Here is a 25,571-nt window from a genome sequence, read left to right as displayed (position 1 = left end):
ACCTGGATACTGGAAAGCCTCACATCGCGGTAAAGCCGTTGTCGACGAACAGATGCGTGCCGTTGACGAAGCTAGACTCGTCGCTGGCCAGGTAAAGCGCCGCCCTCGCCACCTCTTGCGGCTCGCCGATGCGGCCCTGCTGCGCGGCAAGTGCGGCGTCGGAGACGTCGACGCCGAGCTTGCCGAGATCGGCGACTTCGCGCAGGCCGTGCGGCGTGCGGATGAAGCCGGGGCAGATCGCGTTGCAGCGGATGTTGCGGTCGCGGAATTCGACGGCGATGGCGCGCGCGAACATGTGGCAGGCGCCCTTGGTGGTGTCGTAGAGCACTTCGTTCGGCGTCGCCGCCACCGCCGAGATCGACGAGGTGCAGACGATAGAGCCGCCGCCGGCCGCAATCATGCCGGGCAGCACGGCACGCGTCATCAGGAACATCGAGCGCACATTGACGGCATGCAGCCAGTCCCACTCCTGGACCGTCGTCTCCAGGAAGGGTTTGATCACGATGGTGCCGGCGTGGTTGAACAGCACGGTGACAGGCCCGAGTTTTTCCGTCGCGCCCTTCACGGCCGCCTCGACCTGAGCTTCGTCGGAGACGTCGGCGACAAAATGCTCGGCGACGTGGCCGCGCGCGCGTATCGCTGCTGCAGTGGCCGCAGCCGCCTCGCCGTTACGGTCGATGATCGCCACCTTGGCGCCTTCGGCGGCGAACAGTTCCGAGGCCGCCCCGCCCATGCCTGTCGCGCCACCCGAGATGATGGCGACCTTACCGGCCAGTCTTGTGCCCATTTCCTCGCTCCCTCTTTGACGATTTCGCTTTGCTGGTTGGGCGATGCTACCGCGCCCGCACTGGGCGGCCAATCCACGAATTGGGTGCAGCGCGGACAAGGCTATAGGGTACATTCAGGTGCGGAGGCGAAACGGACATGTCATGTCGATCGGTCGCCGGACGGGCTCTCTCAGCAAGTAGCCACCAATTTCTAGGCGTTCAGGGGAAAATTATTCTGCCTGTAGCCAAAAAATAGCAATCGACAAAGTCTACAAGTTTTATAGATTAACCGGCGAGACGGAGGTCGATATGTCCTATATCCAGAACGCCCAGACGGATCGCAGCGGCCAGAGGCTGGCCAATGCCCAGACCTTTCGCCCGGCCTATGCCGGTGCCTTCGCCTATGTCGTCTTTGCCCTTGCGTTCGTGTTCACCGGGGCCGTTGTTCTGGGTCTTATCCCCTAGAGTCGTCAGATCGACCGGGGTTAGCTGCCCCACCGCTTTCAGGCTATCGGAGTTGAATGAACCGAATCCTCGGTGCGCCTGCGCGCGCCTGACACAATGGAGGAGATGGCAATGCCGATCGAGTTCACGCATGTTCCCGGCAAGACCGAGGACGCCGCAGTTCCCTTTTTCTACGACTTTGCCGAGACCGGGACCAAGCTCGGGCTGATCGAGGATGGCGGCTTCCGCAAGATCGTCATCGACGACTCGGCCGGGCTGCTGACCAACATGGATCTTGCTGCCCAGGTGCTCGACCGCACCTCGTCGCTGGAAGTTGTGCTCACGCATTGGGCGGGCGTGGTTGAACCGACCGTGGCGGCCCGCCAGCTGGCGTCGATCGACAGGAAAAGCGGCGGACGGCTGGCGCTGCGGATGATCAGCGAGCCGCTGAGCGACGCCGATGCCGAAACACGGCCGGTCGGGCATGCCGTCATCTGGCAGCGCATCGACGAATATCTGGTGCTGCTCAAGCGGCTGTGGTCGAATGATCGGCCCTTCGACCATGAAGGCGCGTTCTACAGCATCAAGGGCGGCTACGTGCCGCGCAAGGGTCCGCACGGCGCCGACCTGATCATCCGTATGGGCGGGCAATCCGGAACGGCGCTCAAGGTGGCCGGCCGGCATGCCGATGTCTTCGAACTGGCGCCGGGCTCTATCGAAGAGGTCCGGCAGATGATGGAGCGTGTGCGGGGCGCCGCCGCCGAACATGGCCGCGCCGGCAAGCTGCGCTTTGCGCTTCCAGTCAGGATTCACCAAGGCGCCGCCGCCACCGGCCACAAGGCGGTCGACCTTTCCGGGCCACCGGCTCAGGCTGCCCTGTCGCTGCTTGCCTATGCCGCTCTCGGGATCGATGAATTCATGATTGTCGGCGTCGACACGCCGCGCGAGATCGCCACGGCAGGCCGGGAAACGATCGCGCTGCTGCGCAATTCGCTGGCGCGTCGCGAAACCGACGCATTCCAGCCTGGGGCGTACGCGTCTCGCGCGGGACTGGAGACGCGCGCGGCGGGGTGAATTGCGCTGAAAACCGTTCCGTAGCGATCCTTCACACCCCCTCTGGCGTCCAAAAATCTGCATTGCCTGGTGCCCGGCGATACGGCATCGATTTTAACGCTCTAACTCGCCAAGCCGCGACAGGCCTTTGATAACAGCGCTCGAATCCGCCAGCGTGCCGAAGACGCCGTCTTCGACCGTCACCATATGCAGCGCGGCTTCGTGGGCCTTCTGGTCGCCGCTGGCGCAGGCATCGGAAACCGTCAGGCATTGAAAATTTCGGTCGCATGCCTCGCGCAGTGTGGTGTGGACGCAGACATCCGTGGTGCATCCGGAAAACATCAGATGCGTGATGCCTTGCGCGCGAAGCACAAGCTCGAAATCCGTATAGGTGAAGGCGCTGTTGCAGGTCTTGTCGACGATGATGTCCTGCGGCGCCACGTCGATCTCCGGCACGATCTGGAACCCCGGGCCCGAGCGCAGCAGGATTTCGGTGCCTTCGAGTCCGGCGCGCTTGCGGCGCCATTTCTCGTAGGGCGTCATGTCGGCCATGTCAGCCCGATAGCCCTGCCGCGTGTGGATGATCCTGACGCCGGCCTTGCGGGCGGCCGCTATCAGCCGGCTCACGGCCGGCAGGATCGCCCTGAGCGGCGACGGGTCATATCCCTGCCTGGCGAAGTAGCCCGTCGTCGACAGAAAATCCTGCTGCATGTCGATGAGGACGAGCGCGGTGTTTTCGGCAACCAGCCTGCCGTCATAAGGGAAGTGGAAGGGCGTTGCCTTGATCATTCGGGCTCTCCTCGCCGATTGAGGGGCCCATCCTGACCGGCGAAGCAGCAGCCGTCCACCCAACGCGAAGAGGCAGAACGCTGGGCGTCATGCAGTCACCAACAGGGACTGCCGGCGCGGATCAGTTCGCTGTGCAAACTCGGTTCGACAACGACGCGGTCGGGCAGGTCGCGACGATTTGTTGATCGTTGCAGTCATCTTTAATGTTGACTAGTAAGATCATGTTTCCTAGTCAACCGGCATCGGCTTGCCGAAAGCCGGAATCTGGAAATGCGGGCCGCCGCACTGGAGAAAGCCATGACCGTGGCTGGAATTGACGCCCAGACTGCCTTCCACATCGACGCAGTGCGCTTTGCCGTCGGCGAGCGGACGCTGCTCGGTCCGGTCTCGCTCGAACTGGAGCGTTCGCGCGTCTACGGGTTGATCGGCCACAATGGGTCGGGCAAGTCGACGCTGATCAAGCTCATGGCGCGCCAGCAGCCGGCAAGCTCGGGCGCCATCACCTTCTCCAGGCGTCCGCTGCCGCAATGGGGGGCGCGAGAACTCGCCCGTGCGCTTGCCTATCTGCCGCAGACGACACCGGCGGCGACCGGCCTCACCGTGCGCGAACTGGCAACGCTCGGGCGCTATCCCTGGCATGGCGCGCTTGGCCGTTTTCGCGCCGAGGACAGGCAGCATGTCGACGAGGCGCTGGCCCTGACCGACATGGAAGGTTTCGCACATCGGCTGGTGGACGAACTGTCCGGCGGCGAACGCCAGCGCGCCTGGCTCGCCATGCTGGTGGCGCAGAACGCCGGTGTCATGCTGCTCGACGAGCCGATCTCGGCGCTCGACATCGCCCATCAGGTCGAGGTGCTCGGGCTGGTCAGGGATCTCAGCCGCAAACGCGACCTTTGCGTCGTCGTGGTGCTGCATGATCCCAACATGGCGGCGCGCTACTGCGACGAGCTGATCGCGCTCAAGGATGGCAAGCTGCTGACGCGCGGCACGCCCGGCGAGATCATGCGAAGCGATGTGCTGAAAGGCATTTTCGGCGTCGAGATGGGCGTGTTCGCGCATCCCGTCACCGGCCAGCCCGTCGGTTACGTGCAGTGACGAGATTTGATGCGGCGGTGGGAACCAGAGCATGATCCCGAAAAGTGGATACCGGTTTTCTCGGACAAACGGAAAACCGTTTTGTCCAGAGATCATGCTCCAACACTGAGATAGAAAGCGGCTTGCCGCTGTGAGAACAAGGAAGACGCTAATGTCTAGAACTGGTTTGTTGGCGGCGTTGGTCGCATCCGTCATCCTGACGGTCGGTAGCGCGACCGCCCAGGAGCAACCGGCCGGAGCTGCCCCCACGATCGACGCACCTGCCGCGCCCGCTGCTCCTGCCTCACCGGCAGTCGTCCCGCCGGCCACGATGGCGCCCGCGCAGCCAGCCAACCAGCCGAACACGGCCGTGCCGGCCGAGGCCGCGCCTTCGACGGCGATGGAGCTGACCCTGCCGCACGATCTGTCGCCATGGGGCATGTTCATGGCGGCCGACATCATCGTCAAGGCGGTGATGATCGGGCTGGCCTTTGCCTCCCTCGTCACCTGGACGATATGGCTGGCCAAATCGCTGGAGATCCTTGGCGGCAAGCTGCGCATCCGCCGCGCCGTCCGGGCGATTGGCGATGCCGCCACGTTGAAGCAGGCGAGCCGCGCCCTCGACCGCAGCGGCGGCCCCGGCGCGCTGCTGGTGCGGGCGGCCGAGGAGGAGACCGCGCTTTCGGCCGGTGCGCTCGACCACGTCTCGGGCGACGGGCTGAAGGAACGGGTCACGTCGCGCCTGTCGCGCATCGAGGCGGCGGCGTCGCGGCGCATGTCGCGCGGCACCGGCGTGCTGGCGACGATAGGCTCGACGGCACCCTTCGTCGGCCTGTTCGGTACCGTCTGGGGCATCATGAACGCGTTCATCGGTATCTCGCAGGCGCAGACCACCAATCTGGCCGTGGTCGCGCCCGGTATCGCCGAAGCGCTGCTGGCCACGGCGATGGGCCTTGTCGCGGCGATACCGGCTGTCGTCGTCTACAACGTCTTTGCCCGCTCGATAGCCGGCTACCGGCAGATCCTCGCCGATGCGTCGGCGGGCGTCGAACGGCTGGTCAGCCGCGACCTCGACTTCCGCACCGTCGCACCGGCAACGGCTCTGGCGGCGGAGTAGCGCTATGGCAAGCAGAATCCGACAGACCATGGATGACGATCTCGAGGAAAGCCACGAGATCAACGTCACCCCGTTCATCGATGTCATCCTGGTGCTTTTGATCATCTTCATGGTCGCGGCGCCGCTGGCGACCGTGGATGTCAATGTCGACCTCCCGGGCTCGACCGCAACGCCCGCGCCTCGCCCCGAGACACCATTGTTCCTGACGCTGAAGGACGATCTGACGCTGGCGATCGGCAACGATAGCGTGCCGCGCCCGGCTTTTGCCGCGACGCTGGACAGCAGGACAAAAGGCGACAAGCAGGCGCGCATATTCCTGCGCGCCGACAAGGCGGTCGCCTATGGCGACCTGATGGAGGCGATGAACCTGCTGCGCGGCGCCGGCTATCCGAAGATCGCGCTGGTCGGCCTGGAGGCGGCGCCGGCAGCCACTGGTGCGGCGGCGCCATGACGCAAGCGGCCGCCTTGCCTTCGGTCGAGTTGTCGCGCCTCAACTGGCGCGACCTCGGCTTGTGGGCCGGCGCGGCCGTGCTGGTCCTTGGAGCCCATGTCGCGGTCGCCTACGCCGTGCAGAACTTCACCATGGCCAACGAAGAAGACGGCGGTCCGCCACCGGCCCAGGTGATCGAGATGGCGCCGATGGTGGTGATGCCAGCCGTGGAGGAGCAGGTTGCCGCGCTGGACGCGGTGACGCCAGATCAGACCGAGCCGACACCGACGACCGAGCCGACGCCCGAAGAGTTGGAGAAGGTGGAGCCGGTTGTCGAACAGCCGCAAGCCGTCCCGCCCGACGAAGCCGAGCCCACCCAGGCCGAAATGGCTGAACAGGTCGATCAGCCGCCGCCGGATGAGGTCGTCCCGGATATTGTCGAGGCTGTCACGCCCGAGGTCGTCATTCCCTTGCCGCAGCCGAAACCGGTCGAGGTGGTCAAGGACAAGAAACCGGTCGAGGCCAAGGCGAAAAAGCCTGTCGACAAGCCCAAGCCGCGGCCGAAGAAAGAGAAGGCGGCGCCGCCGAAGACGGCAACCGTCGCCAGCGCCGATGCAAAGCCAGCGGCCAGGACCGCAGCGCCGAAGTCGGCGCAATCGACGTCGCGATCCGGCGACGCCAGCAAGTGGGACTCGCGTCTGGGCGCCTGGATCAAGCGGCATACGCGCTATCCCAGTTCGGCCAAGGCTCGCCGGGCGGAAGGCAAGCCGTATGTCGCCTTCACCGTCGACTCGTCCGGCCGGGTCTTGTCCGCCAGGCTCTCTCGTTCCTCCGGGGATGCGGATTTGGACCGCGCGGCACTTGCCGTGCTGCAAGGCGCCACGGTTCCGGCACCGCCGCCGGAACTCGGCTTGCGCCAGAGCCGAACAGCGCCATTCGTGTTCAGCCTGCGCAACTAGAGACTAGGGCAAACCCGAATCCATCAATAACTCAGCGACAGGGCCTCGACCTGCTCCAGATAGAAGCGGCATTTCGTGCGCAGGATCCTGAGGTTCGGGTCGTCGTCGCCGTTGATCTCGATGGTTTTCATCATGAAGTCGAAATGGGCGTGGAAGGCGTCCACGGCGCCCCAGAGACTGTCGGCCTGACAGCTGTCGGCAATTGCCGCCGAAACGAGTTGGCGGGCCTCGACCCGCGCGGCGACGGGCGATGGCGGTCGCCTGGCGACCAGGGCGTCAAGCCGGCTGAAAATGCTCTCCCTGGCATCGACGCTTCTGATGTTGGCAATCATGTTCATGGGCAGGTCCCCTGGAGCAGTTCCTGGAAAGTTGGCGGCTTTCCCAGGAAAGGCGTGAAAACAAATGATTTGGAGCGGGTTCAGCGGTACTGAACCACCTTAGACACGAGTGACCGAATGCCGGTTCTGCGGGCTGCACGCGATCAGGGCGGGGATGGCGGCCGCATCGGAGGGATGGCCCCTGATGATGTTGGCGACCTCGGCATCGGCCTGTTCGAACCAGTAGACCATGTCGGCGCGGTTCAGTTTCGCGGCGGCTTTTATCAGCGGCGGCAGCAGGTTTTGCAACGCGCACAGTGTCTCCCAGCGGTTTGGCCGGGACGTCGAGCCTGCCACCGCGCATGCGGCTGACGACTGCATGCCGCTACGCTCTCCGGGGCTGGGCGCGATTGTCTTTTGCCTGCGCCTTGGGGTGCAGGGGGTTGCCGCTGAGCTGCGCATGCCTGGCCGGCCGGGCGCCGCGAAGAACGTCGAAGGCTTCTGCATAGGCCATGCCCAGCAAATAGGAGATCATGGGAAAACGGTTTGCTTCGGCCATCTGCACGAGCTCATTGGTCATCGACGAAATGTATTGAAGACTATCGATTTCCGACTGACGTAAAGACTGATTTGGCACGTGCTGCTCCTGTCATCTGATGGAACCTAGGGAACGCGTTACTGACCATACTGAGCCGACTAATTGATCGATTGGCCCGCCGAAGACGGGTTCGTTTCCGGGGTCGAGAGGGTCAAGGCATAGATGGGCGCGTCGGTAAGACGATCGAGGCCCAGCAGACGCTTGATCGCCAAATGACTGAGCGCGGCCGTCGGGCATGCCGACAGGCCAAGATTGGTCGCAGCCAGCATGATGTTCTGGCCGATATGGCCTGCCTCGATCAGCACGACACGATAGGCGTTGGCGTCCTCGTATTTCCACATCGTGCGGTCGAGCTTCGCGCAAAGCAGGACAAGGCACGGCATGGCGTCCGCCCACTCCTGCCCGCCGACCAGTTCCGAGATCTTCGGCAGATGATTTGCGGAAATCCTGCCAAGGTCGTGATCGGCGGCGGAATAGTGATAGACGCCGGGCTCGAGGCCATCGACGCCGAGCGCGACCACATAGGCCTCATAGGGATTTCTCGCGCCGCCCGAAGGGGTCATGCCAAGCGGCAGGGCGCCAACGCAGTTGGCTGTCTCGCCGGTGATGCCGAGCCCCGCGAACAGGCAGTCGGAAAGCTGTTTGGCCGTGATGGTGGGCTGAGCCGCCGTGCGGTTGGTCCGGCGGCGCGCCATCAAAGCGAGAAGTTCATTGTCTTCCAGTGCGTTCGGCAGCTGAATGGCGCCGGCGGAATTCTTGAGCAGGAGGTCCGGCTGCGGCGTGTGGCCGGCGCGTTCGATCTGCCGCTCTTCCGCTTGCTCGACGGCCATGTACTGGCTGTCCTGGACGCAGAAATGCATCAGCGCGGTCGGAAGGCCCCAATTCCATTGTCCGGAAAACTGTTCCTCCTGTTCGGCGAGCGGCGATCCGGCGGCCACCAGGGCGGAAAAATCGAGCAACTGGGGAACGACTGCCTTCAGCTCGGACTTCGACCACCCATGGGCGCGGGCGATATCCGCCGTCGACGCCCATTTGTCCCACGATGCGAGAAGACCGACCATCTCCGGGCTGCATTCAAACACGCTTCTGGTCAGGAAGTTGCATGCCGTGACCTTGTTTTGCCCGGGGTAGAAAACAAGCGTTTTTGAAGAGCGCATTTTCATGATGCTGAATGCCACCTGCGGAGCCGAGGCGCCGACAAGCGGACCGCTCGCCGGCGCAGAACGACTTCAGCGCTTGTTGTAGTGCATGCCCTGCGAAAAGAAGACGGTCTGCGTACCGGGGGCAATCGTCAGCTTCGGAGCGGTGTTCACTTTCTTGGCCATTTTCGTCCCTTTCTTGACCCCATTGGGATCCGTTGAAAGACCCCTCAAAATCAGGATCCGCAGCAAGAAAGTAAGGTCGAAAGAGTTAATGGTTTGTTAAAATCGCAGTAACGCCGCGCGCTAAAGGCGAGAGATCGAATTATCTTTCCTGGCACTAAAGTGTAAAATATCGATTTTATTCAGATACAGAGTAGACAATCGTTGGCATACGCTTTTTCGGTGTATGCTTATTCTTATTTAGCGTAAGCCACGGCGATCGAAGGGATCAGCCCAGCCCGTCCCGGGTAAGACTTACAACCAGTTGGTCGACGCTCGGATCGTCGAGCCTGATGACATGTGCCATGCTGATGGCATCCCTTGGGCGGATGTTGGCAATGTCGCGCCGCATGATGACTGACACGAAGGCCGGCCCGGCCTCCGTCAGAAGCATGGCCTTGCCTGTCAGTACCGGTTCGGAAATGGGAGCCCATTGCACGGAGATCAGCGACGGCTCGCCGGTCTGGCGGCGATTGATGCCGCTGAAATAGATCCAGTTCAGGCGCGAGATCGCCACCCCATAGTGGTTGCCGCGCGCCCGCGCCCATGTCGATCCCCGCCGTTCGGACCATCCGGTGACCCTTCTGAAGGTAACCAACTCAGCTTCGCGCCGCACGAAGGTGACCGAGCGCATCAAGAGGTCGGGCCGGGCCGGGATCGAAAAATAGGTGAAATAGGTGCCCCCCGCGATCGATGGGCTGGGCGGGCGAATCATCTGGTTGAACAAGCTCTCGGACACCGGCGGCAGTCCGCGCACCCTGGGTTCGGGGACAGCGGGATCCCGATACAGTTCGGCCTCGTCGATCCGGAAGTAGTCGCATATCAACTTGGCGGTGGCCTTGTTGGGAACCGTCTGTCCCTGCAGATAGCGTTCGAACTGCGTGCGGTTAATGCCCAACTCACGGCACACCGCGCTTACGGAGGCATGGTCCTTGCAGAGCGATCTAAGGTTTGCAGCGAGATTCTCGCGAATTGACACGTTCTTGCTTCCGCAGGCGGCTTCTTCATTTCGATTCGAAATCCATATAACGTCTCCGGTCGCCCCCGCCGAAACGCCCTTGTCGCAACGCACAGAAAAAACTGATTTGGTAACGTCAATCTAGTGGGGCAGCTTCCAAAAAGAACGGAAACTGTCCGTTAGCAGCTTCCGTCATAAGTCCAATTGACAACAGTTTTGTCAGATATCGCGGGACGGGGGCGCAGCAGCGCGCGTGGCCCCCGTAGGCGCGTTGGCACGACAAAATATCGCTGGCAGGCGAGCCAGCCGAGCGTCGTGCCGCCAGGCCGCCCTTTTGAGCCTTTTGAGTTTTCGCGTTAAGGGCATATCCAGAATTTCGGCGCGGATCGGATGGCTCTTCAGAAGAGGACAGATCATGCCTATGTTTAGCGGCAACGCCCGGTATGTATGATTTGCCGGCTTCGAGCGATGGGGATCCGTGGGTGGCCTTGCCTCCCGACACACGAAGCGACCTTAGCCGTGCCGTATCTTCGAGTCCCCGTGGGTTCGGCTCCTTTGGACAACTCCATTTTCATAGCCAGTGCTCATAAACGATCATCACTCGGCAATTCTTCGCCCGCTTACCCTGTCCGTGTCGGCCGGCTTCCTGATGCGGTAGAATTCAAACCGGTCGCCCGTGGCGATCAGATCGAGATTCCCGCGCCTCGACGAGGTGCCCTCAGGCTCGATTAACAGCAAGTAGTCGAAGTCGCGCGTCCAATGCCCTGCATAGGCGGCGATGACGGGCGGGGATGCACCAGCGGCGTAAGCGTCGAGTTCCGACATCGGAATGGGTTCGCCTTGCGGTACGGTCAGGCTGGCTATTTCAGGTCGGGGCCGCAGCGGCTGTTTCCCTGGGTAAGTGAACAGCGTCGGCACCAATGCATCGCGCGTGACCACGGCCAATGTGGCGGCGTTATACATCGGATAAAGGAGCAAATCCGATGGCGGGTTTTCTGGATAGCCATCCAGACCGGTCAGGATTCGCGAACCCGGTGCGATGCCGTCGAACGCGGTCATCAGCGCGCCGTATTCGCTGCGGTACGACAACTGAGCCCAGATCGTGACGCCGCTGTTTGCAAGCGCGACGCCAACTAACAGTGCGACGAAAATCGATCTGCGCAGGCCTTCCAGACGCTCGATCGTGGTGAAGGCTGGCAGGATCAGAACCAGCGCCAAAAGGACGCGCCCGTCGACAAAAGCCGTGTCTGCAAGGCGAAACGGCATGAGGATGAACAGGCACAGGAGTCCAAGGCCTATCCAGCATCCGGCGCGGGAAACGCGGAGCATCTTGCGCTTCACTGCAAGGTAAATGAGGACAATCAGTGCCGCTGTCACGAGCGAGGAAGTGTATTTGCTGAAGCCATTAACTTGAAACAGCCCGAGCAATTTTGCCGACAGGTACCATTCGGTTCCATTGCCACCCACCTTGCCGCCAAAGGCGAGTGCCAGTGCGCCAACCATGATAGTCGGAGCCGCCGTTCCGGCGACCAGCAAAACCGCGTCTTTCCAGTTCTTGATGTGGTCGCGCCAGCGCGAAAGTTCGTAGAGACCCACCACCAGGCCATACAGGCCAAGCGCAAACAGGTGAGAGATATACAGAACCATGACGAAGACGGTGTGGGTGGCAAGGCGTAGCGGCAAAGGCCTGTCTGCGAGCCAAATCCAAACGGCAATGGCCCACAATGCTATCCCGAACGCGAATTCGAAATTCACGAATCCGAAAGCGAAAGGCGCGGCGTACAGGAAAAGCGATGCAACGAAGCCGCTGATCATCACACGCCCCTGCACGGCCAACCCAATGGCCATTGCTCCACTAACGACCAGCATTTGCGCGGTCAGGTAGAAGAGCCTTGACGCCAATTCGATCCCGATAAAGCGTCCAACGAACGGGACAACAAGGTCCATGGCCAAGTTGGGATAGGGTGCCCAGGCTACTTCGTAGTACGGATGAGCCTCGGGCGTACCGGCGCGCATCAGGATCGACATTCTTGCGAGATGATTTGGATAGTCTGCCATGGCCGGTATGTCGACGATCAGAGTCGGCAAGAAGGCGACCACCAGGAGGACCACCAGTAAAAGGCCTTCGCGGCTAATAGAATGGCGCGCGGAATAGCTAAGCCTGGCAGGGGATATTGTTTCGAACATGCCGCAACGTAGGCAATAATCGTAAATTTGATCTTATGCCTGTCGGCCCCCGTCAGGGGCTTGAGAGTTGTTCAGCTAAAATCGTCTCTCGGCATCAGGGGGCGGTAGGCTTTCGATTAGTCCGATCCCGTACGAGGCACCGGCGCGCGCGCGTTTACTGCTCCGAATATGCGCTTCCCTTTCCAAGGCAAGCCCATTCCTTCATGGGGAAAAGGCGCAAAAACGTTTCGGCACCCGCGCCAGCCAGTCCGCTGATGCCACCGCTACCAAGTGGGGACAGAAACACTCGTTTTGAAAATAGCTTAGGATTTTATGTCCTTAGGCTGATCCGCTGGTGGAGCTGAGGAGGATCGAACTCCTGACCTCGTCATTGCGAACGACGCGCTCTCCCAGCTGAGCTACAGCCCCGTCCAGCGGATGGGGGCATTTATCGGGCGCCGCGGTTTCCTGTCAAGGCGGGGCTGTGTCGAAATCCGTGGCCGCCGGCATCGGGCCGGCGTGCGGCGGAAGGCGGCCCTTGCCGGTTTCGCCTGCAATGGCTACATGTCGGCAACAATTGGAGACCGGCATGCTCGCCCTCATTCAAACAATCGTCATGGCGCTTGACCTCTACTGGTGGATCATCATCGCCTCGGCGATCTTCTCCTGGCTCTACGCCTTCAACGTGGTCAACTCGCGCAATCAGTTCGTCGGTTCCATAGGCAACATGCTTTACCGCCTGACCGAGCCGGCGTTGCGGCCGATCCGCCGTTTCATGCCGGACCTTGGCGGCATCGACATCTCGCCGATCATCCTGCTTCTGATCCTGTTCTTCCTACGGCAGTTCATACTCACCACGGTAGCGCCTCTGATCCTGTGAGCCCGTTCCGCTTGCGCGATGGTGGCGTCGACCTGTTTGTCCGGCTGACGCCGAAAGGTGCGCTGGACAGGCTCGAAGGCGTCGCGACGTCAGCGGACGGGCGAAGCCATTTCAAGGCCCGGGTCCGCGCCGTGCCGGAAAACGGCGCCGCCAACCATGCGCTCGAAAAGCTGATCGCCAAGGCGCTGGGCGTCCCGGCATCGACTGTATCGATTGTTACTGGTGGTACTGCCCGGCTGAAGACCGTGCGCATTTCAGGCGATCCGACGATTTTGGCGAAAAGCATCGAGGGGCTCGGCTCCTGATGCCCTTCGCTGGAAGGTTCAATCTCCCAGCGGCAAACGGGGATCGTCGACTTTCAACGTGTTCACGCTCTGCTTGATGCGGCGCAGATTTTCGAGGACGCGTGGTCCGCGCGTTTCGGCGACCGATGTGACGATCATGTCGACGATCGACAGCAGCGCATAGCGCGACGATGTCGGCTTGTAGATGTTGCCGTCCTCGAGCGACTGGAAATGGATGACCGTGTCGGCGACCTTGGCGAGTGCGGAGTCCGGCGGGGTGATGGCGATGGTGGTGGCGCCATATTGCTGGGCGACCTGCACCGCATCGATGACCGATCGCGCATAGCCCGAGACAGAGAAGGCGATCAGCGTGGTGTCAGGGGTGGCCACGGCGGCGTACATGCGCTGCAATTGCCCGTCGATCTGCGCCAGCACCGACACGCCCAGCCTGAACAGCCGGTTCTGCATTTCGGTCGCCATCATCGACGAAATGCCGCCGGAACCGATGCACAGCACATTGCCGGAAACGGCGATGCGTGCGGCGACGGCGACCAGCGTCGTCATGTCGAGGTTTTCGCTGGCGCGCTGGATGGCTGATATCGCCGCTTCGGTGATGGCGGACGCGATGCGCTGTTCACGGGCATCGCGGCTCAACGGCTCCGGCGACAGATACTGGCCACCGATGGCGATGGCCTGCGCCAGATAGAACTTGAAATCGCGCAGGCCCTCGCAGCCGAGGTTGCGGCAGAACCGCGTCACCGTCGGCTCGCTGACGCCGACGCGTGCGGCAATCTCCGAAATCGCCGCCTTGGAGACGAAGTCGAGGTCGGCCAGCACGAAGCCGGCCAGCTTGCGATCCGACTTCGTTCCGTCCTGCGATGCCAGTTGCAGGCGCGTGATGATGTCGGCCGGCGTCCTCATGCCTGCGTTTTCATAGGCAGGCCCGTCGCCGTGTCGAACAGATGGATGTTGCTGGGATCGACCGAGACCGGCAGCAGGTCGCCCGGCCTGACCTGTACCCGGTCGCGGAACACGGCGCGCACGGTGTCAGTGCCGATGGCGCCGTAGACATGGGTTTCGGAGCCGGTCGGCTCGACGACATCCACCTTGATCGCCATCGCGTCGACGGCCTCGCCGATGATGAAGTGTTCGGGCCGGATGCCGGCTTCCACGGGGCTGCCCGCCGGCACCGCCTTGCCGGCAAGCGCAAGCCGCCCGCCGCCGGTCGATTCGAACCAGGTTTTCTCAGCCGTCGTCTTGAGAGATCCGGAGACAAAGCTCATCGACGGAGAGCCGAGGAAGGAGGCGACGAACTTGTTGGCCGGACTGTCGTAGAGTTCCAACGGCGGTCCCACCTGCTGGATCCTGCCTCGGTCCATCACGACGATGCGGTCGGCCATGGTCATGGCTTCGATCTGGTCGTGCGTGACATAGACGATGGTCGATTTCAGCCGCTGGTGCAGCGCCTTGATCTCGACGCGCATCTGCACGCGCAATTGCGCGTCGAGGTTGGACAGCGGCTCGTCGAACAGGAACACCGACGGTTCGCGCACGATGGCGCGGCCCATCGCGACGCGCTGGCGCTGGCCGCCCGAGAGCTGGCGGGGATAGCGGTCGAGATAGGAGAAGAGATTGAGGACGCCAGACGCCTTCCTGACCTTCTGGTCGACCGCCGCGCGCGCCTCGCCGCGGATTTTGGGGCCAAAGCCGATGTTTTCCGATGCTTTCAGATGCGGGAACAGCGCATAGGACTGGAACACCATGGCAATGTTGCGCTGCTGTGGCGGCAGGTTGTTGGCGCGCACGCCGCCGATCAACAGGTCGCCGGAGGTGATCGTCTCCAGCCCGGCCAGCATGCGCAGCAAGGTCGACTTGCCGCAGCCGGACGGGCCGACCAGCACGACGAACTCGCCGCTCTTGATATCGAGGCTGATGTTTTCGAGGATATTGTGCTGCCCGAAGGATTTCGACAGGTCGCGAAATTCGACGTCGGTCATGGTCACGCTCCCAGAATGTCGTCGATAAATGGCAGGCAACCGGCGGTCAGCCCCGCATCTACGGGCATCACCACGCCTGTTATTCCAGATGCGCGATCGGACGCAAGGAAAGCGACGGCTTCGGCCACTTCCGAAGCGTTGACGATGCGGCCGAGCGGATAGAGCCGCTGTAATTTGCCGAGGATTTCGGGATCCTTGGCAAGGCGGTGGTCCCAGGCGGCGGTGCGGATCGATCCGGGGCAGACGACATTGGCGCGCAGGCCGCTGCGGCCGAGTTCGACGGCGATCGCCTTGGCATAGGCGTTGATGCCGGCCTTGGCCGCGGCATAGGCGGGATTGCCGAAATGCGCGATGGCGTTGACCGACGAGATGAAGACGACGCTGCCCGAGCCTCGGCCGGCCATCGCCTTGACCAGCGGGTCGGCGAAATTCATCACGCCGGTCAGGTTGAGGTCGAGTTCCTGCTCTATCTTGTTGGGATTGAGCGCCGAAATCGTCTCGGCGCGCGTCCAGCCGGCATTGTTGACGAGAATGTCCGGCACGCCGTCCCCGTCGAGGATGGCGCCGAGTGCCGCTTCTATCGAAGCTCGGTCGAGAAGGTCGAAGACATGGCGGGAGGCAAGATGCGGGCTGTTCAATGCCTCGCTCGACTGGTCGCAGCCTATGATCCTGGCGCCTCTTTGCGCCATCAGCGCCACGATGGCCGTGCCGAGGCCGCCGCCGGCACCCGTCACCACGACAGTCTTGCCTTCGAACTCGGCCCTGCCTTCGAACTCGGCCCTGCCTTCGAACTCGGCTTGCGAAACCACCGCGTCATCCTCCGGGAACTCTGACGGATCACGTCAGGCCTAGCCCTACAAATGTAATTAAGCAACAGAATAATCTACTTGCAAGCCTTCAAATGATCGATAATGTAGGAAAGTCACATAATCTACCCCCTGCGGCGAAGAGGCGCGCAGAGGCAAAATCAAAATGGGAGACATCAAATGAGCCTTGCAAAATGGACTGTCGGCTTGATGGCCGGAATGAGCATGCTGGCATTTGCGGCGCAGGCGAATGCGGGTGAGGTGCGCGTCACCGTCGCCGAGTACAGCGCCAAGACTGGACCTTATTTCGAGAGCGTCAAGAAGGAATTCGAGGCTGCCAACCCCGGCATCACAGTCAAGTTCGAGGTGGTGCCGTGGGATGTCCTGTTGCAGAAGCTGACCACCGACATCACCGCCGGCACCAATGCCGACCTGTCGATCATCGGCACGCGCTGGCTGATCGACTTCGTCCAGCAGGATGTCGCCGAGCCGCTCGACAGCTACATCAAGCCCGACTTCAAGGACCGCTTCATCGACACGTTCCTGTCGCCCTCGATCATGGACGGCAAGACCTACGGCCTGCCGATCGCCGCCTCGGCGCGCGCCATGTACTACAACAAGGAGCTGTTCGAGAAAGCCGGCATCGCCAATCCGCCCGCCAACTGGACCGAGCTGCAGGAAGATGCGCGCAAAATCAAGGCCCTGGGGTCCGGCACCTTCGGTTTCGGACTGCAGGGCAAGGAGATCGAGACCGACGTCTATTACTACTATGCGATGTGGTCCTACGGCACCGAAATCCTCAACAAGGACGGCACCTCCGGTCTGAGCACGCCAGGCGCGCTTGAAGCCGCCAAGCTTTACAAGTCGATGATCGACGAAGGGCTGACGGAGCCGGGCGTCACCTCCAACAACCGCGAGGATGTGCAGAACCTGTTCAAGCAGGGCAAGGTCGGCATGATGATCACGGCCCCCTTCCTGTCCAACCAGATCAAGGACGAGGCGCCGAACCTGAAATACGGCGTGGCGGCCATTCCGGCCGGGCCGACCGGCGCGCGCGGCACCTATGGCGTGACCGATTCCATCATCATGTTCAAGAACTCCAAGAACAAGGACGAGGCCTGGAAGCTGCTCGATTTCCTGTTCACCACCGAACAGCGCGCCAAGTTCACGCAAGGCGAAGGCTTCCTGCCGGTGAACAAGGAAGAGGCGAAAATGGACTATTACGTCAACAATGCCGATCTGGCGGCGTTCACGGCGCTGCTGCCCGACGCCCGCTTCGCGCCGGTCATTCCGGGCTGGGAGGAGGTCGCCCAGATCACCTCGGACGCCATGCAGAAGATCTATCTCGGCGGCGACCCCGAGGCAGGCTTGAAGGACGCAGCCGCCAAGGCCAACGCCGTCCTGAAGAAATAGGGCGTATCTCCCTGCGCCCGTGGCGCGCTCCGCTCAGGCGGGCGCGCCACATCTTGCAGACTTGAGCAGAAGGATAGTTCGTCGATGTCAGCGCCACCCCAGCCAGGCTCCTTTCCTCTCCCTCCGGAGGGGGGAGAGGTGGCTCGGCGAAGCCGAGACGGAGTGGGGGAACCACCTGGCAACCGCCGCGAACGCAAATAGAAAATGGCCAAGCGCAGGAGCCTAAACCGCCCTCTTCCACCCGTTCCTGATATGCTTGTACCCTTCCCGATAGACCGCTTCCGGCGTTTCGGAAAAATCGCGCCACACCTTGGTTGCCGCCGCCAGGTCCTTCAGCGAACGTCCGAACGCCTCGATCGTCAGCCAGTCGTCATAGCCGCTCTTGCGGATGGCGGAGAATGTTTCCTTCCACGGAAGGTGGCCGCGCCCCGGCACACCGCGATCGTTCTCCGAAATATGGATATGCACGACATTCCGGCGGTGTTTCGTGTAGGCGCCGATCGGGTCGGCTTCCTCGATATTGGCGTGGAAGGTGTCGTACATTGCCTTGATATGCGGCCGGTCGATGGCGTCGATATGCTCCGACAGGTCAGCCATCGTGTTGAGCAGATAGCATTCGAAGCGGTTGAGCGCCTCGAGCCCGATGGTGACGTTCCTCTTGCCGGCATGGTCGCCGATGGCGCGCTGCGAGGCGACGGAGCGCTTCTTCTCGGCGGCCGTCGGCCCGGAGCCGGAAAAGGCGCCGAGCGTCGAATGCAGCGGGCCGCTCAGCGTGCTGGCGCCAAGCGCATCGGTGCAGTCGATCGCCCATTTCATATAATCGACACCGGCCTTGCGCGTTGCCGCATCGGCCGAGATCAAATTCATCGCCGGATCGCCCATCGCTGAAACCGCGGTCCGCTCCAGCCCGATGCGGTCGAGCAGATCGCCGAGTTTTTTGTAGCCGTCCGGCGTGCCGGCAAAGATCGGTATCTCGACGCCATCGAAGCCGGTTGCCTTGATATCCCTGAGCAACGGCTCGTGTTTCTTCGACACAGCCGTCGTCCACAAGAACATGCACATGCCGATTTTCATCGACGCCCCCTCAGCTTGGATCCCCCTGATTTTTATTTAGAGTTTCGTCCACGCCCCATTCTTCTTCGACGACTTCACACAGGCCTCGATGAAAGCCATGCCTTCGACACCGTCGTGAATGGTCGGGAAGACGACGTCCTTTGCCGGCTTGCCGCCTTTCTTGCGGGCAGCGCGGATGGCGCGTGCGGCCTCCTGGTAGATGTTGGCGAAACCTTCGAGATAGCCCTCGGGATGGCCTGACGGCACGCGGCTGACCCGGCCCGCCACCGGCAGCGCGCCGGCGCCATTGCGGGTGAGCAGTTGCTTGGGTTGGCCGAACGGCGTGTACCAGAGATAATTCGGGTCGGCCTGCACCCATTCCAGCCCGCCCTTCGAGCCATAGATGCGCAGCTTCAGCCCGTTCTCATGGCCCGGCGCCACCTGGCTTGCCCAAATCATGCCCTTGGCCGGATGCGTCTTGCCCGCGGGCTTGAAGCGCAGCATGACGTTGACGTTGTCGTCGAGCAGCCGTCCCGGCACGAAGGCATCGAGATCGGCTGAAAGGGAATCCAGCTCTAGCCCGGAAACGAAGCGGGCGAGATTGTAGGCATGCGTGCCGATGTCGCCCAGCGCACCGCCGGCGCCTGCCTGTTTCGGGTCGCCGCGCCACGACGCCTGCTTCTGGCCAGTGGCGGCAAGGTCCTCTGTCAGCCAGTCCTGCGGATATTCGGACTGCACGATGCGGATGTCGCCGAGCACGCCCTTGGCCACCATCTCGCGCGCCTGCCGGATCATCGGATAGGCGGTATAGTTATGGGTGAGCACGAACACCTTGCCGGTCTTCTCGACTATCGCCGCCAGCTTCTTGGCTTCGGCCAGCGTCGTTGCCAGCGGTTTATCGCAGATGACGTGGATACCGGCCTCGAGGAAGGCCTTGGCCGCCGGCACATGCACATTGTTCGGGGTGACGATGGCCACCGCCTCGATGCCATCGGGGCGCTTCGCCTCGGCCTTGGCCATCTCGGCATAGGAAGCGTAGCTGCGTGTGGGATCAAGCCCCAGTTCGGCCGCTGATGCCTTGGCACGGGCCGGGTCGGATGACAAAGCGCCGGCGACCAGCACGAAGTCGTTGTCCAGGCGCGCCGCGATCCGGTGCACCGCGCCGATGAAGGCGCCTTGCCCGCCGCCGACCATGCCATAGCGGATCGGGCCGCCTCCCGTTTCCGACTTCGATGCGCCGACCATGTTTTTCTCCTTGGCTGTTGCTCCCCCTTGAGGGGAGGTCGATCCGCGCAGCGGATCGGGTGGGGTTGCCGGGCGTAGAGCGCGGCATGGACCGACCCCACCCGGCCCTTCGGGCCACCCTCCCCTCAAGGGGGAGGGAAATCAGCGTTAAATTCCCATCATGCCGCGCAGCACTTTCTTGTCCGTAGCGCCACCGGCGAAATCGTCGAATGCCTTTTCTGTCACCCGGATGATGTGATGCTGGATGAAGGGCGCACCCTCGGCCGCGCCGTCTTCCGGATGCTTCAGACAGCACTCCCATTCGAGCACCGCCCAGGAATCATAATTGTACTGCGTCAGCTTGGAAAAGATGCCGCCGAAATCCACCTGCCCGTCGCCCAGCGACCGGAAGCGGCCGGCGCGGTTGGTCCAGCTCTGATAGCCGGAATAGACGCCTTGCCGGCCGGTCGGATTGAACTCGGCGTCCTTGACGTGGAACGCCTTGATGCGCTCGTGATAGATGTCGATGAATTCGAGATAGTCGAGTTGCTGAAGCAGGAAGTGCGACGGATCGTAATTGATATTGCAGCGTCTGTGGCCGCCGACTGCGTCGAGGAACATCTCGAAGGTGGCACCGTCGAACACGTCCTCACCGGGATGGATTTCGTAGCCGACATCGACGCCATTGTCTTCATAGACATCGAGGATCGGCTTCCAGCGCTTGCCGAGTTCGGCGAAGGCTTCCTCGATCAGCCCGGCCGGACGCTGCGGCCAGGGGTAGAGATAGGGAAAGGCCAACGCTCCGGAGAAACTCACCGAGGCCTTCAGGCCGAGGTTCTTCGAGGCCTTGGCGCCGAACTTCATCTGTTCGACCGCCCATTCCTGCCGCGCTTTCGGATTGTTGTGCACCGAAGCTGGCGCAAAGCCGTCGAACTGCGCGTCATAGGCCGGATGCACCGCCACCAATTGGCCCTGCAGATGCGTCGACAGTTCGGTGATCTCGACACCGGCATCCGCGCAGATGCCCTTCACTTCGTCGCAATAGGCCTTGGAAGAGGCCGCCTTCTTGAGATCGAACAACCGCGCGTCCCAGGTCGGGATTTGCACGCCCTTGTAGCCGAGACCGGCCGCCCATTTGGTGATCGACGCCAGCGAGTTGAACGGCGCGGCATCGCCCGCGAACTGCGCCAGAAACAGTCCAGGGCCCTTCATTGTCGTCGGCATCGGCATCCTCCCTCATTTTCTCTCGCGACCGAGCATAGCGCCGATTGGAAGCAGGGCCAGCCACTTTGGTCTCTTCACATCGGGCGCATCGTGTGCGCCGCTATTCTGGTATTACCAAATGAGGGAATTTGGTCAAGCCTCGCAATGCACTGCCAGAGCCCTTTGGACAGGCGAAACGCAGGTATATACATCAATATAATCAATGAAATAATCCACACCGGAAGTAGCCTTCCCGCGCTTCTTGCCGTCCAGAAGAATTTGCTGTAGACCTCCCTTAAGGCCCAATTGGTCGAACCAGTTTGCAAGAAAAGGCTGGGGATGCCTTGGGGAGGAACCCTTGCGTCGCCTTTCGGCGGTGCATGCCGTAGAGACGAATTGGGAAGGACAGACCATGCATCTTTCGACGCACAACTGGATGCGCGCGGAACCCTTGGAGACGACGCTCAAGCGCATCAAGAAATTCGGCTATGAGTCGATCGAGATTTCCGGCGAGCCCGAACAGTACAAGACCAAGGAGACACGGGCGCTGCTGAAGGAGCATGGCATCCGCTGCTGGGGTGCGGTGACCTTGATGCTGGGCGAGCGCAACCTTGCCGCCAGGAACCAGGGCCAGCGCGAGCGCTCCGTTCAGTATGTCAAGGACGTGCTGACCATGGTCAGCGAACTCGATGGCGAGATCATCACGCTGGTGCCGGCAACGGTCGGCAAGGTCGTGCCCGACGGCACCGAGGAAGAGGAATGGAAGTGGGTTGTCGACGCCACCCGTGAATGCTTCACCCACGCCAAGAAGGTCGGCGTCAAGATTGCGGTCGAACCGCTCAACCGCTTCGAAACCTATCTGTTCAATCGCGGCGCTCAGGCGCTCGCGCTGGCCGACGCGGTCAGCCCCGAATGCGGCGTCTGCCTCGACGCCTACCACATCCACATGGAGGAGTTTAACGTTCACGACGCGATCCGCCAGGTCGGCAAGCGCCTGTTCGACTTCCATGTCGCCGACAACAACCGCTTTGCCGCCGGCCTTGGCCAGATCGACTGGCCGAAGATCGTCGCCACGCTGAGAGAGATCGGTTACGACGGCGCGCTGACCAACGAGTTCGTTGCGCCCGTCGACCGGACGCCGGCCGCCCCTTATCCCGATATGGTCGAGCGCCACCCGGTCGATATCTCGCCCGAGCAGCTGAAGTTCATCCAGGACCACGGCTCCAGCGTGCTGACGGAAAAGTTCTACACCGACCAGATGCGCATCACCGCCGAAACGTTGCTGCCGCTGATCAAGTAGCCGACTGCCTCTGGAAAATTGCTCTTTCGCCCTGACCGGCGGCAGGGCTGGGGAAGAATATGCGCATCAAGACCGTCCAAGCCTGGTGGGTCCGCATCCCGATCGAAGCCGCTCGGCAACACCGCAGCGATTTCGGCCAGGTGACAACCTTCGACGCCGCCATCCTGCGCATCGAAACCGATGACGGGCTGGTTGGCTGGGGCGAAGGCAAGAACGCCGCCGGCAGTGCCGGCAGCTACGGCGCACTCGTCCACATGCTGAACCATGAGGTCGGACCGCAGCTGATCGGCCGCGATCCGGCCGACATTGGCGTCATCTGGGAGATGCTCTACAATGGCGTGCGTCACGACAGCGCCGCGCGCACCGGCCACGCTATGCCGCAGCTGGCGCGGCGCGGCATGAGCATCGCCGCCATCAGCGCCGTCGACATCGCCCTGTGGGACATCCTGGGCAAATCGCTTGGCGTGCCGGTCTGGCGGCTTCTCGGTGGCCGCAAGCTCGATCGCATGCCGGCCTATGCCTCCGGCGGCTGGGCTGCCGCCGACGCTATCGGCGAGCAGTTGAAATCCTATATCGCCAAGGGCGGTTTCAAGGCGCTGAAGATGCGGGTTGGCGCCATGGACGGCGCGGCACACATTTCCGCCACCCGCGTGCGCGCCGCACGGCAGGCGCTCGGCCCCGATGTCGAGTTGATGGTCGACGCGCACGGCACCTATACGGTGGCCGAGGCTAAGCGCTTCATCCACCTCGTCAACGACCTCGATCTCGCTTGGTTCGAGGAGCCTGTTGTCGCCGACGACAAGCCCGGCATGGCTGAAGTGCGGGCATCAGGCGCCGTCCCGATCGCCGCCGGCGAAAGCGAGGCGACACGCTATGCCTTCCGCGACCTCGCCGTGCTCAAGGCGGCCGACATCTTCCAGCCCGATCCGGCCTTCTGCGGCGGCATCAGCGAGGCGATGAAGATCGGCACCATCGCCAGCGCCTTCAACCTGCGCTTTGCGCCGCATCTGTGGGCCGGCGCGCCCTGTTTCTTCGCCGGCTTGCATGTCTGCGCTGCCTCGCCGTCGAGTTTTACCGTCGAATATTCGCTCGGCGCCAACCCGATGATCCACGATCTGGTTGAGGAGACTGTCGAAGCCAGGGACGGTATGATAGCGATCCCCGAAAGACCGGGTCTGGGATTCACCATTTCGGAGCGGTTCCTAGAGGCGCACGTGCAACGCGGTTGACGATGAAAGAAAAGAACCTTCTCGCGGAACTCGCCGCCTACCTGTTCTCCCATTCGGACAAGGAGACCGGCCGAACGCCGTCGGAACGCGAACTGGCGGAACATTTCGGCGTCAGTCGCGGCCAGCTTCGCGAGGCGCTCGCCATCCTCGAGGCCATGCGCATCGTCGAACGCCGTGCCAAGTCGGGCATCTACATCGACACCAAGCAGGCCAGCGTGGAAGCCATGGCGCTTTTTGCCCGCGCGGGCCTCCCGCTCGACCCGATCCAGATCTACGAGACGGTCGAACTGCGCAAGATCCACGAGATCAAGGCAGCCGAGCTTGCCTGTTCGCGCGCCACCGAGGAGAATTTCGAGCGGCTGCGCGAAATCCTGAAAGCTTCGGAAGAGCGCATCGCGGCGGGCGAAGGCCTGGCCAGGGAGGACCGCGAATTCCACCTCGAGATCGTACGCGCCACCAAAAACAGCGTCTTCCACAATGTCTGCAGCGTCTATTACATGATGGGCGAACAGCGGCTGCCCATCTATTTCAACGACCCGGAGCGCAATGTGCGCTCGCATGCCGAGCACATCCAGATCTATGAGGCGCTGCTGCGCCGCGACGGCAATCTCGCCCAGGCGCTGATGAGCGCTCATCTGCAAGGTGCCGAGAGCTACTGGAAGGGCCTGATCGAAGGCCATGGCGAGGAACCGCAAAGCCCGGCGCTCGAAAAAGCCTGACCGACATGGCCCGTATCCTCACGACACACCCGCTACATCCGCGCGCCTCGGCCATGCTGGCCGGCGCCGGCGAACTCGTCGTCGCTTCCGCCATCGATCCGGCCACGCTGGCCGCCGAGGCGAGGAACGCCGACATGGTCATCGTCCGCGCGCCGCTGCCGCCGGCGCTGTTCGAGGGTGCCGCGAAACTGCGGGCGGCCATCCGCCATGGCGCCGGACTCGACATGATCCCGATGGAGGCGGCGACCGCCGCCGGCGTGCTGGTGGCCAATGTCCCGGCGGTCAATGCGCGCTCGGTGGCGGAACACGTCATGTTCGCGGCCCTTGCCCTGCTGCGCAACTTCCGCGTCGTCGACCGTGACTTGCGGGCAAAAGGCTGGCTCGCCGGCCGCGAGCACGCCAACGCCAACAGCGAGCTTGCCGGCAAGACGATCGGCATCGTCGGCCTCGGTGCCGTTGGCCAGGCTGTCGGCCATATCGCTGCGCATGGCTTCGACCTGAAGGTGGTGGCAACCACACGCAGCATGCAGCCGGCACCGGAGAAGGTCGGCTTCCTGTCGATCGACGCCCTGGTCGAGCAGAGCGACATCATCGTTCTGTGCTGCCCGCTGACACCGGAGACGCGCGGCTTGATCAACCGCGAGCGGATCGCGCGCATGAAGCCGCATGCGTTGCTGATCAACGTGTCGCGCGGGCCGGTCGTCGACGACGACGCACTGATCGAAGCCTTGCGGAAGCGGCGGATTGGCGGTGCCGCGCTCGATGTGTTTTCGACCCAGCCGCTGCCGTCAAATCATCCCTATTTCGGCTTCGACAATGTCATCATCACCCCGCACATGGCCGGCATCACCGAGGAATCGATGATGCGCATGGGCGTTGGCGCGGCAGGCGAGGCCCTGCTCGTGCTGGCGGGCAAACTGCCGGTCAACCTGCGCAATCCCGAAGTGGTCGATCACTACCGGCGGCGGTTTCCGGCCGATAGCTAAAGCATCGCGGTTTCGCCCCAATTCTCCGCGACGTTGAGCACCATGTTCGGTCTTCGCCTCAAATGTCTGACTGTTGCCGCATCTTCGCTCTGCGCCTTGCCGTCATTCGCCGAGGCCCCGAGCAGCTACGTCTATTGCGACAACGGGCTGCGCTGCTTCAAGGCGCCGTGCCCATCGAGCAGCGCGCTCGACCTTGGCACCGGCACGATCATCAAGGGCGTGTCGATCGACCCCAGTGGATTGCCCCAAGCCGACAAGGCGATAACGGATCTTTCCGACGCGCTTTATGCCGGAAAGATCGTTGTCAGGGGATCGATCGAGCACCGCACCCAGACCATCACCGGCAAGGAATACAACCTTCCCTGGCTGGTCGCGACCCGCATCGTACGGACCGCCAAGGATAGCGAACGCAGGCACTGTTCGTCGCACTGATCGTCGGTCCAG

28 protein-coding genes and 1 tRNA gene are annotated in these 25,571 nt (G+C 62.5%); 14 read left to right on the top strand and 15 right to left on the bottom strand.

What is annotated here, in order from left to right; all coding sequences use genetic code 11:
• Positions 1–19: 19 nt before the first annotated feature.
• Positions 20–787, bottom strand: coding sequence for an SDR family NAD(P)-dependent oxidoreductase (locus NKI38_RS13280; protein WP_352658231.1), 768 nt, complete (start codon positions 785–787; stop codon positions 20–22).
• Positions 788–1,076: 289 nt separating this feature from the next.
• Between NKI38_RS13280 and NKI38_RS13275 the strand changes: the two genes are divergently transcribed.
• Together NKI38_RS13275 and NKI38_RS13270 are read left to right on the top strand one after the other, a co-directional pair.
• A complete protein-coding gene (locus NKI38_RS13275; protein ID WP_023760893.1) occupies positions 1,077–1,232 on the top strand; it encodes a hypothetical protein in 156 nt (51 codons plus the stop codon).
• Positions 1,233–1,343: 111 nt separating this feature from the next.
• Positions 1,344–2,285 carry an LLM class flavin-dependent oxidoreductase gene (locus NKI38_RS13270; protein WP_352658228.1) on the top strand — a complete coding sequence of 314 codons (942 nt, stop codon included), beginning with the start codon at positions 1,344–1,346 and terminating at the stop codon, positions 2,283–2,285.
• 93 nt (positions 2,286–2,378) lie between these two features.
• On the opposite strand, the gene NKI38_RS13265 is transcribed toward NKI38_RS13270, so the two are convergent.
• The gene (locus NKI38_RS13265) at positions 2,379–3,053 is read right to left on the bottom strand and encodes a cysteine hydrolase family protein (RefSeq protein WP_352658225.1); all 675 of its coding nucleotides are present in this window, start codon (positions 3,051–3,053) and stop codon (positions 2,379–2,381) included.
• Between the two features lie 297 nt (positions 3,054–3,350).
• Here NKI38_RS13265 and NKI38_RS13260 point away from each other — a divergent pair, with 297 nt between their 5' ends.
• The 4 genes from NKI38_RS13260 (at position 3,351) to NKI38_RS13245 (ending at position 6,633) form a co-directional block, all read left to right on the top strand.
• Complete coding sequence (locus NKI38_RS13260) at positions 3,351–4,148, top strand: ATP-binding cassette domain-containing protein (RefSeq protein WP_352635870.1); 798 nt, start codon at positions 3,351–3,353, stop codon at positions 4,146–4,148.
• 151 nt (positions 4,149–4,299) lie between these two features.
• On the top strand, positions 4,300–5,244 hold the full coding sequence (gene exbB, locus NKI38_RS13255) for a tonB-system energizer ExbB (protein WP_352658222.1): 945 nt from the start codon (positions 4,300–4,302) through the stop codon (positions 5,242–5,244).
• A gap of 4 nt (positions 5,245–5,248) precedes the next feature.
• Positions 5,249–5,695: a TonB system transport protein ExbD gene (gene exbD, locus NKI38_RS13250; protein ID WP_352658219.1), complete on the top strand. Its 447-nt coding sequence runs from the start codon at positions 5,249–5,251 to the stop codon at positions 5,693–5,695.
• Positions 5,692–6,633: a TonB family protein gene (locus NKI38_RS13245; RefSeq protein ID WP_352658216.1), complete on the top strand. Its 942-nt coding sequence runs from the start codon at positions 5,692–5,694 to the stop codon at positions 6,631–6,633. Before exbD ends, NKI38_RS13245 begins: the two co-directional genes overlap by 4 nt.
• 23 nt (positions 6,634–6,656) lie before the next feature.
• Here the strand turns inward: NKI38_RS13245 and NKI38_RS13240 are convergent, their stop codons facing one another.
• The 7 genes from NKI38_RS13240 to NKI38_RS13210 all read right to left on the bottom strand — a co-directional run bounded on the left by NKI38_RS13240 (position 6,657) and on the right by NKI38_RS13210 (position 12,462).
• Positions 6,657–6,971: a hypothetical protein gene (locus tag NKI38_RS13240; protein ID WP_352658213.1), complete on the bottom strand. Its 315-nt coding sequence runs from the start codon at positions 6,969–6,971 to the stop codon at positions 6,657–6,659.
• A gap of 99 nt (positions 6,972–7,070) precedes the next feature.
• Positions 7,071–7,331, bottom strand: coding sequence for a hypothetical protein (locus NKI38_RS13235; RefSeq protein ID WP_352658211.1), 261 nt, complete (start codon positions 7,329–7,331; stop codon positions 7,071–7,073).
• A gap of 4 nt (positions 7,332–7,335) precedes the next feature.
• Entirely contained in the window at positions 7,336–7,587 is a 252-nt protein-coding gene (locus NKI38_RS13230) for a hypothetical protein (protein WP_352658208.1), read from the bottom strand.
• 59 nt (positions 7,588–7,646) lie between these two features.
• On the bottom strand, positions 7,647–8,609 hold the full coding sequence (locus NKI38_RS13225; RefSeq protein WP_352658205.1) for a SagB family peptide dehydrogenase: 963 nt from the start codon (positions 8,607–8,609) through the stop codon (positions 7,647–7,649).
• Positions 8,610–9,138: 529 nt separating this feature from the next.
• Positions 9,139–9,888 carry a helix-turn-helix domain-containing protein gene (locus tag NKI38_RS13220; RefSeq protein ID WP_352658341.1) on the bottom strand — a complete coding sequence of 250 codons (750 nt, stop codon included), beginning with the start codon at positions 9,886–9,888 and terminating at the stop codon, positions 9,139–9,141.
• Between the two features lie 576 nt (positions 9,889–10,464).
• Entirely contained in the window at positions 10,465–11,955 is a 1,491-nt protein-coding gene (locus NKI38_RS13215; RefSeq protein WP_352658203.1) for a hypothetical protein, read from the bottom strand.
• Between the two features lie 431 nt (positions 11,956–12,386).
• A tRNA-Ala gene (locus NKI38_RS13210) sits at positions 12,387–12,462 on the bottom strand.
• 160 nt (positions 12,463–12,622) lie between these two features.
• On the opposite strand from NKI38_RS13210, the gene NKI38_RS13205 reads away from it, so the two are divergent.
• Together NKI38_RS13205 and NKI38_RS13200 are read left to right on the top strand one after the other, a co-directional pair.
• Positions 12,623–12,913 carry a YggT family protein gene (locus NKI38_RS13205; protein WP_352635885.1) on the top strand — a complete coding sequence of 97 codons (291 nt, stop codon included), beginning with the start codon at positions 12,623–12,625 and terminating at the stop codon, positions 12,911–12,913.
• Positions 12,910–13,218: a DUF167 family protein gene (locus NKI38_RS13200; protein ID WP_502899303.1), complete on the top strand. Its 309-nt coding sequence runs from the start codon at positions 12,910–12,912 to the stop codon at positions 13,216–13,218. The genes NKI38_RS13205 and NKI38_RS13200 overlap by 4 nt, the downstream gene beginning before the upstream one ends.
• 18 nt (positions 13,219–13,236) lie before the next feature.
• Here NKI38_RS13200 and NKI38_RS13195 read toward each other — a convergent pair whose 3' ends face one another.
• From NKI38_RS13195 to NKI38_RS13185, 3 genes are read right to left on the bottom strand one after another with little or no spacing between them, the layout of a single operon-like run.
• Complete coding sequence (locus NKI38_RS13195) at positions 13,237–14,118, bottom strand: MurR/RpiR family transcriptional regulator (RefSeq protein WP_352658198.1); 882 nt, start codon at positions 14,116–14,118, stop codon at positions 13,237–13,239.
• On the bottom strand, positions 14,115–15,194 hold the full coding sequence (locus NKI38_RS13190; RefSeq protein WP_352658195.1) for an ABC transporter ATP-binding protein: 1,080 nt from the start codon (positions 15,192–15,194) through the stop codon (positions 14,115–14,117). The genes NKI38_RS13195 and NKI38_RS13190 overlap by 4 nt, the downstream gene beginning before the upstream one ends.
• 2 nt (positions 15,195–15,196) lie before the next feature.
• Positions 15,197–16,003 (bottom strand): SDR family oxidoreductase, encoded by an 807-nt coding sequence (locus tag NKI38_RS13185; protein WP_352658193.1) that lies wholly within the window; start codon positions 16,001–16,003, stop codon positions 15,197–15,199.
• Positions 16,004–16,180: 177 nt separating this feature from the next.
• On the opposite strand from NKI38_RS13185, the gene NKI38_RS13180 reads away from it, so the two are divergent.
• Positions 16,181–17,413 carry an ABC transporter substrate-binding protein gene (locus NKI38_RS13180; protein WP_352658190.1) on the top strand — a complete coding sequence of 411 codons (1,233 nt, stop codon included), beginning with the start codon at positions 16,181–16,183 and terminating at the stop codon, positions 17,411–17,413.
• A gap of 222 nt (positions 17,414–17,635) precedes the next feature.
• On the opposite strand, the gene NKI38_RS13175 is transcribed toward NKI38_RS13180, so the two are convergent.
• The 3 genes from NKI38_RS13175 to NKI38_RS13165 form a co-directional block, all read right to left on the bottom strand.
• The gene (locus NKI38_RS13175; RefSeq protein ID WP_352658187.1) at positions 17,636–18,487 is read right to left on the bottom strand and encodes a sugar phosphate isomerase/epimerase family protein; all 852 of its coding nucleotides are present in this window, start codon (positions 18,485–18,487) and stop codon (positions 17,636–17,638) included.
• 36 nt (positions 18,488–18,523) lie between these two features.
• Positions 18,524–19,711 carry a Gfo/Idh/MocA family protein gene (locus tag NKI38_RS13170; RefSeq protein WP_352658184.1) on the bottom strand — a complete coding sequence of 396 codons (1,188 nt, stop codon included), beginning with the start codon at positions 19,709–19,711 and terminating at the stop codon, positions 18,524–18,526.
• A gap of 147 nt (positions 19,712–19,858) precedes the next feature.
• Positions 19,859–20,914: a sugar phosphate isomerase/epimerase family protein gene (locus NKI38_RS13165; protein WP_352658181.1), complete on the bottom strand. Its 1,056-nt coding sequence runs from the start codon at positions 20,912–20,914 to the stop codon at positions 19,859–19,861.
• A 391-nt stretch (positions 20,915–21,305) separates the two neighbouring features.
• On the opposite strand from NKI38_RS13165, the gene NKI38_RS13160 reads away from it, so the two are divergent.
• From NKI38_RS13160 to NKI38_RS13140, 5 genes are read left to right on the top strand one after another with little or no spacing between them, the layout of a single operon-like run.
• Positions 21,306–22,193 (top strand): sugar phosphate isomerase/epimerase family protein, encoded by an 888-nt coding sequence (locus NKI38_RS13160; RefSeq protein WP_352604514.1) that lies wholly within the window; start codon positions 21,306–21,308, stop codon positions 22,191–22,193.
• Between the two features lie 59 nt (positions 22,194–22,252).
• Entirely contained in the window at positions 22,253–23,422 is a 1,170-nt protein-coding gene (locus NKI38_RS13155; RefSeq protein ID WP_352658178.1) for a mandelate racemase/muconate lactonizing enzyme family protein, read from the top strand.
• Positions 23,423–23,424: 2 nt separating this feature from the next.
• On the top strand, positions 23,425–24,141 hold the full coding sequence (locus tag NKI38_RS13150) for a FadR/GntR family transcriptional regulator (protein ID WP_352631844.1): 717 nt from the start codon (positions 23,425–23,427) through the stop codon (positions 24,139–24,141).
• Between the two features lie 5 nt (positions 24,142–24,146).
• Positions 24,147–25,127, top strand: a complete 981-nt coding sequence (locus NKI38_RS13145; RefSeq protein ID WP_352658176.1) for a hydroxyacid dehydrogenase — start codon at positions 24,147–24,149, stop codon at positions 25,125–25,127.
• A gap of 42 nt (positions 25,128–25,169) precedes the next feature.
• On the top strand, positions 25,170–25,559 hold the full coding sequence (locus NKI38_RS13140) for a hypothetical protein (protein ID WP_352658173.1): 390 nt from the start codon (positions 25,170–25,172) through the stop codon (positions 25,557–25,559).
• Positions 25,560–25,571: the final 12 nt, after the last annotated feature.

The sequence above is a fragment of the Mesorhizobium sp. M0621 genome, assembly GCF_040320745.1.
GTDB lineage: Bacteria > Pseudomonadota > Alphaproteobacteria > Rhizobiales > Rhizobiaceae > Mesorhizobium.
Note: the sequence above shows the minus strand (reverse complement) of the source record. Positions and strands in the feature narration are given on the sequence as shown.